At 42.0% G+C, this 12,353-nt stretch carries 5 protein-coding genes and 1 pseudogene; 5 read left to right on the top strand and 1 reads right to left on the bottom strand.

The window, feature by feature from the left end; genetic code table 11:
* The first annotated feature begins 72 nt into the window (after positions 1-72).
* The 4 genes and pseudogenes from Bealeia2_RS10250 (at position 73) to Bealeia2_RS10265 (ending at position 2,000) form a co-directional block, all read left to right on the top strand.
* Positions 73-1,056 (top strand): IS5 family transposase, encoded by a 984-nt coding sequence (locus Bealeia2_RS10250; protein WP_331255236.1) that lies wholly within the window; start codon positions 73-75, stop codon positions 1,054-1,056.
* A 140-nt stretch (positions 1,057-1,196) separates the two neighbouring features.
* Positions 1,197-1,583 (top strand): annotated as a pseudogene (locus Bealeia2_RS10255) (IS30 family transposase); the annotation flags it as partial.
* A 28-nt stretch (positions 1,584-1,611) separates the two neighbouring features.
* Complete coding sequence (locus Bealeia2_RS10260) at positions 1,612-1,761, top strand: hypothetical protein (protein ID WP_331256921.1); 150 nt, start codon at positions 1,612-1,614, stop codon at positions 1,759-1,761.
* Between the two features lie 80 nt (positions 1,762-1,841).
* Positions 1,842-2,000: a hypothetical protein gene (locus Bealeia2_RS10265; protein ID WP_331256922.1), complete on the top strand. Its 159-nt coding sequence runs from the start codon at positions 1,842-1,844 to the stop codon at positions 1,998-2,000.
* 4,764 nt (positions 2,001-6,764) lie between these two features.
* Here the strand turns inward: Bealeia2_RS10265 and Bealeia2_RS10270 are convergent.
* Positions 6,765-7,052 carry a hypothetical protein gene (locus tag Bealeia2_RS10270; protein WP_331256918.1) on the bottom strand — a complete coding sequence of 96 codons (288 nt, stop codon included), beginning with the start codon at positions 7,050-7,052 and terminating at the stop codon, positions 6,765-6,767.
* 2,928 nt (positions 7,053-9,980) lie between these two features.
* Here Bealeia2_RS10270 and Bealeia2_RS10275 point away from each other — a divergent pair.
* The gene (locus Bealeia2_RS10275) at positions 9,981-10,238 is read left to right on the top strand and encodes a hypothetical protein (protein ID WP_331256919.1); all 258 of its coding nucleotides are present in this window, start codon (positions 9,981-9,983) and stop codon (positions 10,236-10,238) included.
* The last annotated feature ends 2,115 nt before the right edge of the window (positions 10,239-12,353 follow it).

Below are 12,353 nucleotides of genomic sequence, written 5' to 3' on the forward strand. Positions count from 1 at the left end.
CCATTGCATAATTGAGGGATGAGGAGAGAAAGGATATACTGAGGAAAGTCCGAAAAGCAGGAGTGATCGAAAATGTCCTTTTTAAATCGTGAAGCCAGAGAGCGTTTAAAGAACAGTCAACTTATCCAAGCTTTTAGCCTTATCGACTGGGAGAGTGTAAAGCAAAATATGGGGAAACTAGGAAGATCTGGCTATGGCCCCAATGGGTACGTACCAGTCAATTTACTGAAGGCGTTGATTTTGCAGGCTTGGCATAGCTTAAGCGATGAGGGGTTGGAAGAAGCCTTGAGGGTTCGGTTGGACTTTATGGTCATCACGGGGTTGGAAAAGGTGCCTGATCATACGACGCTCTGTCGATTTCGCAACTTGTTGATCAGTCAAAACCTTTGGGAATACCTCCTTGCAATGATCAATTATCAACTAGAACAAAAGGGATTAAAAGTGAAAGAATCCCAAGGAGCGATTATAGATGCGACGCTTATCGAATCAGCGGCACGTCCTCGGAAAGAAATGGAGGGGATGGCTGTTGATCGTGAAGAAGACAAGGAATATGCTGTTGAAGAGCAGGTAACCCTTTCCAAAGATCCAGATGCCACATGGCTTAAGAAGGGGAAACGGAGCTATTTTGGGTACAAAGGCTTTATGGTCATTGACCAGGAGGACGGATATATTGATCAGGTTCACGTGACGCCTGCGCATGTCTCTGAAGTGAGAGAGTTGGAAGAGGTTGTGAAGAAGCGTCGAGATAAGAGGCTTTATGGAGACAAAGGGTATGCTTCCCAAGGAAACAAAGACTTGCTGAGGTCTAAGGGGATTAAGAACGGGTTGATGGAGAAAGCGAAAAGAAATAAGCCCTTAACCCATTGGCAAAAAGTATTTAACCGGATGATTTCGAAGATTCGATATAGGGTGGAACAAGGATTTGGAACCTTAAAACGAAAATTCAAATTCACGAGAGCATCCTATTTTACAACACCCAAAGTTCAAGGACAAATGGCCCTAAAAGCCATAGCCTTTAACCTCTTAAAGGCCACAAATAAGGTTGCTTATGGATAAATCAGGCGAGTTAAGTGAGTATTTGAGCAAAAAAAGAACAAAGAGACGAAGAAAAATATCATCCCCCTCAATTTAAAAAACTCAAAAATTAGCTTTTCAGGACCTCAGTTGGAATTTTTATTAATTATGCAATGGCCTTTCTTTATAAGTTTCTTCCTTGCTGCCATGCGCGTAGAGGGCGACGGAAAAGAGTCCATAGAGGGCGTATACCTGATCGCACCTCTATTCATGACAGGCCTGAGGTCGTGGAGGCTCGAAAAGAAGTGGGTCACTGGGAAGCGGACCTGATGTCTTTTCGAGGAAACTCACAGCACATGCTGGTGGTTCATGAACGAGTGACACGCTATACTGTTGCGATTAAGCTCGCAAGCAAAACAGCCTCTGAGACAATAGCTGCTCTCTTGTGCTTCTTTAAAAGTCTTCCTGACAACCTTTTAAAATCCGTCACTTTTGACAATGGGATGGAATTTGCGAAACACAAGGAAATCACACAGCAGCTTGGAGTTCCAACCTCTTGGATGTCTATCGGCAGAATCAGGTGAGTGCGCCGAACCTATGGCAAGAAAAATCGCCATCATTCTCAAGCGAGACCATGGGCAAATCCTGAGCGAAAGCACCGTCGGCATGTACAGCCTCCTCAAAAACAAAGGGGCTTGTGAAAAATCACCCTCCGCCCTGAGAACAAAAGAAAAGAACAATTTCTAAAAGCCATGCAAAACCTTGGACTCAAGTTATAAAACGTGACGCTTGGTGCAGGTTCAGATTGACCATATGACAGTCACAAAATGGTATTGTTTCAAGCACTTCCAGGCTTGGAAAGAGGCTCGAAATTTATCTATGCAAGTGTGTATGCCCATGCCAAGGCTCAAGCGAAACGCTTCTTGCTTAAGTTTGTAAAGCAGTCCCCTTTAATTCAATCCATTCAAGGATTGAGGAAGATCTGAATTTATGGCGGAATTGAGGAAGCCTGTGCAGAGAATTCGCTGATTGTTCTGCCCCAAAAGCCCACTTGGCGTTGAGCAGGAAATCGAATATTTAGGAGGAATTTTACAACCAACAAAACCTCTGGCTGATTCCATAGCTTCTATGCGCTTTGAGCTCTCTCGCTAATCCAGAAATATAAATTTTATCTGGCCTCATCCCCGCGAGCCTCATCACTTGCACTATATTCACTCTTATTCTCAGGCCTCTTGAGTCTGTTTGTTATGAACTCCTCATTAATGACTTGTTAATTTTGTTATGCTATTATATAATGAATGTCATATTAGGTTTTTATTTTTATGGTGCATGAAAAAACTGCTCTTATTTCGTTTCATCATCGCTCAGTATCAGTTTTCCTTGTCTTTGAGGCGAGAAGGATGAACTCAAAATGTGAGAAAAATTTTCGTCCCAGTACCTCAGCAAACTGGTAATGTTGATATGGAGCAGCCTTGCTCAATTTATGACAAAGATCTGAGCCAAGATCAATATTATGCTTGCGGTGCATGATTCACCCTTATAATTTCGCGGTGCTATAAAGTTCTTTTAGCGCTTCAGGGAAAAATGCCCAGAAGGCTTTTCTTGAGGACCCAAAACTGGCTTCAATATACTCCTGGAAGTAAAGTCATGATCATTTCCATTATTATTGCGGATAGATAATAATTACCCTTTTAAGGCCTTATAATTTTTCTCAAAATAGAATCTGCGAGGATATGGAATCTCTTAAGCCCAGGAATAAATGATCTCGCATCACCACAACACCCCACATCTAAATCAATTTGTGTTTCAGTACGAGGCAGAACAATTTCCAGATTTCCTCAGGTGTAGCAGTACCGCTGCAATATTGATAAGGCGTTTTTGGGTTTTACAAAAAAGAAGACTCTCTGGAGCTGTAAGGCATTCTTCTGATAATGCGGGCGTTTCTATTCTTCATGTCTTTTGGGAAAATAGTCTAGAATGTGTTCCCCCTCTATGAAACGGTAGAAATGTCTCATTTTGAAAGTAAACGCATGACGCTGCTTTCAGGGCGTTAGGCATGTTGGAGGAAAATAAAGGGCCGTGGCATTTACCTTAAATTCAAAATGATTCAACCCACTTTATCGAGCCTGAGGGGGGGATCAGGGTCTACCTTAATGATATTACAACGAATATAAAGTGCTCCTGGATAGAATCTCATACCTGCCCAAGCACCCAGGCTTTAAAAATACGCTGCAGCCGTTCTTCAATCATCACGGCACAAGATATGATTGATTCTGTGAGAATTTAGTTTTATCTTGACCAATCTCCATAAGCAAAACTAATGGCGTCTTTAAGTTAAAGGAAATAGCCTGCTTTTCAAAAGGTCAATCCAGATTAGCTTATGATATTCACTGCCACTTTGCATCTTTGTCTTCACCCAAGTTAAAGGTATTCCTGACTCCCTATCACTACTAGCCGTGATTTTCCGAAGGTTTTGGAAGTCATGATATTTGAATGATTCCGCCGCCAGCATTGTTTGATACCCAAGGGGTTTGCTGTAGATTGACAACATCACTTATCAGCCGCTCTTGTACGCGGCGAGCCATTCTTCATCCAGGTGCATGCCATTCTTTTTTAATACCCATTTAGACCTGATATCTCACAAGGGTGTATTCGATAGCTCTAATCATGCAGTATGACATTACGTACCTGCCACGGCTCTTTCTTCAACATGACTTAGAACGCTCCTTTCATCGTTTTAAACTCAAACCTGGAGCACATCTTCTACCGTTATTTCCATTAAGGGGACTCTACTTTACCAAAACATACAGAGCCCGCATTACAGAATATGTCCTCTAGCTCAGAACTTTGTTTTCCCAAGTATTGCTCAGCAGTATGCCATTTCGCAAATCGAGATTGTCTCAGAAATCATGAATAGTTTTGATCATTCGACACATTGCGTTTAAGAGATTCTTCCTCTCATCTTTTTGAGTCCCTTAAAAGTATAATTTTATAAAAAGTGGGACAATATGAGAATATCAGTCGACTTTACCAGCCAGCCAAGTACCTAAGAGTCTCTGGGCTTTTGGCAACTAGCACTCTGTTCAAATAGTGAAGCACCGTGAAGCCATGATTCTGTTTCCAATCTTCAAAGAGCATGTGGGCTGTTGCAATCAACATTAATTTGCGAGGTACTGGGACGACAAGTTTTCGTCATTTTTGAGTTTTTCATCGCCTAAGCAAAACATCGAACGAAGAGCGCAGAAATAGCTATTTAACACCTATAAAAATAAAACCTATATGACATTCATTAAATAGCATAAACATTAAAGTCTTATGTAGGAGCACAATGAACCAAGAGCCTCGAGAATATGAGATGAATATAGTGCAAAGGATAGCCTTTGGCCGATGGCCATAAGAATTTACTTGAACAGCTTGGAGAAGCTCAAAGCGCATAGAAGCTTGGGAACACCAGGAGGTTGTTCTGGTGAATTCTCCCGGAATTTCGATTTCCCGCTCAACGCCGCCTGTAAGTGGGCTTTGGGAGAAAATCAGCGGAATTCATCTGCAAGCCTAAATTCGCCATAAATGATCTTTCAACTTGAATGGATGATTTAAAGGGCCTACAAATCTACAAGAAGCGTTGGCGCTTGAGCCGGCATAAGCATAACACTCGCTAGAAATGAGCCTTTCAAGCCTGGAAGTGTTCGCCATTTGCGACTGCTATGGTCAATGAACGCTCAACGTCATCGTATAATTTGGAGTCAATTTGCATGGTTTTAAATTGTCCTTTGAAGGGTGATTTTTGCACAACTGAGGAGGTCATACGGCCACTCCAATTCTCGCTTGAGATTGGCGATTTACTTTGCCAAGGGGGATTTTGCGGCGCACCACTGAAGTTCTGCCTCCTTATGGTTGTTGAGATCGTGTTTTTGGGGGACTGTTAATCCTTCCTGTGGCGAAATTGGACCCGCAATGTCTTGGCTGATCCAACGTTTTCAAATTTGAGTTTTTCCAAGCCTCACGCTGTCGTCTGTTTATACTCCAACACCTTGTACGCATTGCATAAAGCTATGATTTTATGAACCGACCTCATCAGGCCTCCATCAGTTTTAGATTTCTACTTGAGGCCTGGTTTGGAGTAAAATGATAAAATAAATTCCACAGTCCCAGATTTGAGTTTTTTATTGAGGGATGAATTTTCGTCGTCTTTGCTCAAATACCACTACTCGCCTGATTTATCCATAGCAACCTTATTTGTATTCTTAAGAGTTGTGCGGCTATCTTTTAGGCCATTTGTCCAACTTGGTGTGTTTGTAAATAGATGCTCGTGTGATCCCAAGCAACTCTGACCAAAAATCTTCGAAATCATCGGTTAAATACTTTGCCAAGGGTGCATTTTCGCTTTCTCCAAAATCCCTTCTTAATAGATAGCAAGTCTTGTTCCTGGCTTAATATGTCTCCATAAAGCCTATCGACGCTTTCAACCTCTTCCAACTCACCAGAGCATGCGCAGGCACGTGAACCTATCAAGTCCTCCTGGCTCTGACCAAAGCGTTCCTAGCGTTTCTCTAAGCCATGTGGCATCTGATCTGGAAAGGGTTACCTGCCTTCAACAGCATATCCTTGTCTTTCGATAAGCCATTCCATTTCTTCAGAGACGTCGCTGATTGATGCGTCAGCATCATAATCGCCTTGGGATACTATCACTTAATCCTTGCTAGTTGATATGACATTGCAAGGAGGCTTCCAAGGTGCTGATCGTATGAAGACAGAGCGTCTATGATCAGGCACCTTTAACCGTGATGATAAAGTCCAACCGAATCAAGGCTTTTCCATCGCTTAAGCTGTGCCAAGCCTGCAAAATCAACGCTTCAGTAAATTGACTGGTCGTCCATTGGGCCATAGAGATCTTCCTTTTCCATATTTGTTTAACCTAGTCGATAGCTAAAGCTTGGATAAGTTGACTGTTCTTACGCTTCTTGTTCACGATTTAAAAAAGCATTTTGATCATCTGCTTTCGGACTTTCCAGTATATTTCCCTCATCCTCAATTCAATGGTCTTATTGAAGCCAGGAAAATTGTTTTCTACTAAAACATGGGGCTTGTCCCATATACGCCTATAATTAGTGATTGAGGCAAACTCTGAACTTAAAGCTTCAGTATCGGCGAGATACCACGGCTTGCCCCGTGGAGGTTCCTCTACGATTTATATAGACTTTCACAAAGAAGATTGAACATCTGAAGCCATTGATGTCGCCTTTTTCAAAAACATTAAACTGGAAGTGAATGTATATATATGAACGAAATATCTCTTTGATTAAATCTAAATAGGAATTTCTTGAGACAAATTATGAATGCCTCTTGATCCCAAAATCACTATCGTTGAAAAATATCATATTCATATCGTGGTGATTCGTACAAGATTTACCTTATAATCACTTTTAATGAAGCTTTGGTGAGGTTTTTTGAGACTTTCAGGCCATTTCAGAGGCAGACTCACAAAGGGCGAAAGGACATCCTGTATTGGACCCTCAAAGCCACCAGTGGGGTGCATGCGGATCCATCGATTCTAATAAATTTGTGCTGAGACGGGCTTAATTTCTTCAGGTACCAAAAAACGCTCATTGGCACATTCAAAGTATCTCAGGCGTTCGTGCATTTGGAACGGTCATAAAGTGTGTCAAAGTCGTTCCCGAGTGGCTCACAAGTAATGAGTCTTAAGGCCGCATAAATGCCGTCATCAAAACCATAAACTCGAAAGAAATCACTCATCTCAGCCCAAAGGAGGTTGACTCTACATTTTGGATTTGAAGAATGCCCGGTTTTCCACAGAACGCTGCCCAGATTTGACTATATCGACCGCTTCGCTTTGACATCGAATAATCGTCTCCGATGGTTTTGAGGGTGCCTTGTGAAAGCGTAAAGTTGTCCCCTAAATAATCCGCCCTTTGCCTCAATAGCGTAAGATCCCATCTCCTCAAAGGCAATACCAATGTGGGCCGATTTTCGGCCACATTTTTGGAATAAATCAACGCACTTAGGTTGGGATTCGCCATTGACGTAAGAGTATGGCGGGGCAATCGTGACGAGTTTTTCAAGAATCTCGCCACTGCAATTTCCGGATCCCAAATGATTTTAAGTTGAGGATCAAAGAGGTCTGTGTATCGCATCTAAATAGGCTTTCGAATATCGCAGTCTTCATAATTCCCCTGATTGCCGGAAAGGCGAGAGATTTGTCAAAGCTTGATGTCTTTTCCATAAAGCCGGTCTTGGAGCGGCAACCTGATTGGGGGATTGAGCTCAGACCATAGCTGTCTTTCAAATGATGCTCCCGATGCGAGTGCATAATCAAAAAACATGAAGCCTCTGGCAATCCTTCGACAGAGGCGGTGAGTTTTATCCTGCCGTCCAAGGTGACGATGGATTTTCCACCGCATTGCGTGGGGCGATTTGTAAACTTGACCTAAAGATAAGCATCATCATTAGGTTTCCGATAAATGCCCGATATCATATCTTTTAAAAATGATGAAATTTGTGTGACATTAGGCGCAATCAGATTGAAGTGTGAAATAGGTCGGATCTCCGACCGAAATATAATCTGTAATCCTGCGCATTGATTTCTTGGTTTATAGATGCTTAAATAATAACAACGGCGCACGCATGCGTTGAAAGATGCCAATTGAGGCTCCCAATTGATTCCACTCGTTAAAATAAGAACGGCATGCTCTGAAGAAGCATTCAACTGTTCGACCACCATTTTCAAGTTGCTTTCGCTTCAGTCATTCAATCAAGTGATGATTCCTTCTTTTTGAACTGGAATAATGGTCAAACTGGCTTCCGCATATTCCGTAGTGCGGAATTTTTGTTTTAGGTCACTTTGATTCTAAAATTCTTGGACTGGCTCGGTTTTGTTGATCGACTCATTCAACAATGTCAGGCATTCGGTAACTGTTTGAACCACAGTGTATCTTTGGAAAACAAGATCGCCAGTAGCCAGGACCTGCATGTGAAATGCTTCCCGATGCGCAATCCTCCTCGGGAATATTGAACATTGGCCCACTTTTTTCACAGAATCTGCGACTCTTAAGAAGCAATTTTGGGCCAAACCGTGGCGCACTTAATCAGTTCTGCTGTGCACCGTGAAGAAGATTCGAAAAACGATAAAGGGCTCTTAAAACGTCGCGCGTTTACATCTCCGCACCGCTAGATCCGGGCATGAAATCAAAATGGCAGAGCCTTTAAAAATTCAGGATTGAGGCAACGAAATTTCCAAATCAGACTGTTCTTCAGGACGTTTTTGAATTTCGACCTGTGGACAGGAACTGGATTGGTAATGATAACGCACTTTGGTAAGGTTTGAATCTCTCGTGGTAAACATAAGTTAAATCTGCATGCCCTCGCCCCGAGAAGACAACCGAATAAAAATGTATCATGAAGCACTTTTAGATCCGTCGTAAAATGAAGATCCCGCATCAATATCTTTTTCCAAGGTTTGGGGTAGTCATAAATGGGTATTACGTCTTTTTAATGCCTCAATTTTGCCCACATCTTATCCAAACACGACGTGCCAAATCAGCAAAAATGTTCCAGAGACAAGGCACATACCCCGTTCCAATCATAGCAATTTTCATACGGCAGCCTTTTGTTAAATTAATGAGTCTTTGCGTGTGATAACGATCATTTCGGTCCAAACTGCGTTTCTTGTGCTTCTTTGCTTCACACCAAAGCGCGTGCCTTCAAAAAGAACTCCAGAGAAGATCTCTTGAATTGTGCGAATTCTGTAATGGAATTTACCGTCTTTAAAAGTTCTTGTCTTGAGGCTTCACGTCAAAGATAGATTAGCGGCTAATGAGCATATCGATTTTAATAGTTTTTCACAAACCTTTTCCAATGAAAACCAATCTTCGAAACTCAAAGATTCCATATTTGCTGACGTCTTGCTCAGGCACTTCCATCACGCGTTAACAGACCCTTGATGGGGATATTTCAATCATATGCTTTAAACCGGTGTTTTGCTTTTAATAATCTGCCAATGACCGCAAAATGGTTCGCCTCATCGATCTTAATGGAAGAGTGCTTGAAAGTTTGGCCTCGGGATTGACAACTATTTTTGTAACGGCCGTGGAAAACAGCCATTGAAGATCATTTACCATTCTTGGAGCTTGAAGAACGCAGAAGATGGGGAAACTTGAGAGCTAAGAAGTTCCTCGTTCCAGGTCCTGGGCAAATCAGTTATGTCCGTCAGCACATTGGTCAGGCACGCTTTGTTGCGCATTGATCGATGAAGGCGAACCATTTGCGTCTTTTGGCCGATGATCTCATTAAAAGCCAAACACCTTTAAAGCAAATGATTGAGCTTATCCCATCAAGGTCTATGATCCTCGATGAAGTTGAGCAAGCGTCAGCAAATATAATCTTGACGTTTCAACTATAACTGCATTTTTAAAAGGCTTGTAAAACAATTAGTCTTCTCGATATGCAGTCATTAAGTATATTCATCTTTTGACGTGATGATGACACCACAGCTAGACCCGGTAAAGCGAAATCAGCTACAGATGCGACCCACAATCTGTGTGATAACTCAGGTCTTCTTTTTGAAGGCACGCGCTTTGATTGTGGACCAAAAGCATGCTAGAAGCCACCCTCGCTATGTTGGCCGAATGATTTCGTTATCACACGCAAAGACTCATTATCAACAAAAGGTTGCCGTATGAAAATTCTATGATTGGCGGGGTATCTTGTCTCTGGAACATGTTTTCTGATTTTGGTTTTCCGTCGCGTTTGATAGATGGGCAAATTGAGGCATAAAAAAAGGCTAATCATTTATGAGCTCACCTTGAAAACCTTTAAAAAGAATATTGATGCGGGACTTCATTTTACACGATCTCAAAAGTTCTTCATGAGGCTTTCGAGGCATATTGCAGTTGTACTCCTTCGCGCGAGGGGCACGCAGATTTAACTTATGTTTATGAAGCCATCGATGAATGCCAAAACCCTTACCAAATCGTGCGTTTCATTGTCGAAATCCCTACGTTCCTGTCGGCACAGGTCGGTATTCAAAACGTCTGAAAGAATGTCCTGATCTTGAAATTTTGCTGGTTTCCAATCCTGAATTTCGTGAATCTGCCATTGATGATTTCAGCGCCCGATCAGATACCGGTGCGGAAGATGCTAAAGCGGACGTTTTAAGAGCCCTATCGTCCCTCTTCTTCTGGAAACCCCTCCCTCTTCACGAATTTTGAGAGGCAGAACTGATTAAGTACGGCCAACGGATTTTGCACCAAAATTGCCTTCATAATGAGATCGCAGATTCAGAAAAAGTGGGTGCCAATGTTCAAGATATCTCCCGAGGGATTGTCTTGATGTGCCATCGGGAAGATTTCTACATGCAGGGTCCGGCTATGGCGGATCTTGTTTTAAAGATACACTGGCCCTGGTTCAAAGCTCAATTTCATAATGCCCCATGCCATTGTTGAATCTGTAGTCAGGCCACCGCAAAGCGCATGGTTTCCAAAATTTTGAAATCTTTAAAGATGACCTTAAACAATTGCCGTTTAGGCGTGACTTTCAAACCCAATACGGACGATATGCGGAAGTTCCCAGTTGACATTATTCCAGGCTTCAAGAAGGAATCTTATTTCAGCTTTTGATTCCGTAGACACGCAAGCAACTTGAAATGTAATGGTCCGAAACATTGAGTCTTGGCATTCAAGATGGATGCCGTTCTTATTTTTAACAGTGGAATCAATTCCGAGGCCTCAATTGGCAAGTCTTTCCAAACGCATGCGTGCGCCGTTGTTAATTGATTTAAGAAACATCTTGCCGAGAAATCAATGCGCAGGGTCTGATTATATTCGGTCGGAAATGATGCTCGCTTCATCACCAATCTGAGTTGCTGCCTACTGTCACACAAATTTCATCCCATTATTTTAAAAGAATACATATTGCTGGCATTTATCAAAACTTTGATGATGATGCTTATCTTTTAATAAGTTTTAGCAAATCGTACGAATCCGGTGAAATCCATCGTCATAGGACCAGATAACTCACCCGCCCCCCTCGATGGTCGAAGAGGCTACAAGGCCTTCATGTTTTTAGATTAGGCATACACACTCGCTTATTTCGGTGGCATATAAAGCGACAAGCATTATGGTCAAGCTCCACAATCACCATCACAATGGATTTAAATCCGCCAAGACCTTTTATGAAAGACACAATTTGACAAATTCTCGTTTCGGCAATCAGGGGTTGACTGCATATTCAAGCAGTTTCCTGATCGCATTCAGATCAATTGATCCTCAACTTAAAATCTTTGGGAGCGGAAATGGTGAGTCGAGTTCCTAAAACTCGTCAAACGATTACCTTGGTAAACTCATAATTACCGAGATCAATCATCCCCAACCATCACCCAAACCAGGTTAGACTTCTCGATCAAAATGTGCCAAAAGCCAAGGTAGCCTTTGATGGAGATGGCGATCGCTTAGGCATATAGCCAAGGCGGATTATTTGGTGACAACTTAGCGCTGCCAAGGCACCAAAACTATCCGGGACGTTATTGGCGATGTCGCCAGCCAAGGTTTGATATGATCAAATCTGCGGCGGCGTCCCATGTGGAAAACCGGGCATTCCAATATCAAATCCAAAATGAAAGAGATCAACTCCCTTGCGGTGAGATGAGTGGCCATCTCCGCGATCGTATTATGGTTTTGATGCGGCATTTAGGCCTTAAGACTCATTGACCTTTAGCCACTGAACGACTTTGGACACACTTTATGCCAAGTCCTCAAATGACTCACGCATGAGATAATTTGAATGCCAATAGCGTAAGTTTGGTACCTAAAGAATAAAGCCTGTCTCAGTTACACAAATTTCCTATCAGACATCGATGGTATCCGTGCAAACACCCAAGGCTGCCTTGAGATCCAATACACAGGGATTTCTTATCGCCCCATGATGCCCGAAGATCCTTGAAAGCTTCAAAAAACTCACCAAATGAGCCTATTTGTCAAAGTGATTATATAGATTCAATAGGAATCGAATACGAATATGAATATGATATTTTTATAAAATCAACGATGTGATTTTCGGGCATTTGATAATGTCAAGAAAACTTCTAATTTAGATTTGAAATTGAGTCAAGAATCTCATCACATTTAAAGTTTAAGGAATCATGCCAGATGTATCTTTTGGTTGAAATTCCTCTATAATTGATTATCCCCTTCTCAGTGGCCGCCGTTGAAGTGCGCTTGCCTTTACTAATTAATGAGGGGCGCTTCATCAGGAAAGCCCTGAAGTTTTATTCAAGGTCTAAAAAAAACAAAGACCATAATTTTAAACTCCATCTAACTTGAATAAGA

It is taken from the genome of Candidatus Bealeia paramacronuclearis, from assembly GCF_035607555.1.
Taxonomy (GTDB): Bacteria; Pseudomonadota; Alphaproteobacteria; order UBA9655; family UBA9655; genus Bealeia; species Bealeia paramacronuclearis.

Coding starts and splice junctions, on each gene's coding strand:
- Bealeia2_RS10250 (WP_331255236.1), top strand. CDS start 73: ATGTCCTTTTTAAATCGTGAAGCCAGAGAGCGTTTAAAGAACAGTCAA.
- Bealeia2_RS10260 (WP_331256921.1), top strand. CDS start 1,612: ATGGCAAGAAAAATCGCCATCATTCTCAAGCGAGACCATGGGCAAATC.
- Bealeia2_RS10265 (WP_331256922.1), top strand. CDS start 1,842: ATGGTATTGTTTCAAGCACTTCCAGGCTTGGAAAGAGGCTCGAAATTT.
- Bealeia2_RS10270 (WP_331256918.1), bottom strand. CDS start 7,052: ATGGCGAATCCCAACCTAAGTGCGTTGATTTATTCCAAAAATGTGGCC.
- Bealeia2_RS10275 (WP_331256919.1), top strand. CDS start 9,981: ATGCCAAAACCCTTACCAAATCGTGCGTTTCATTGTCGAAATCCCTAC.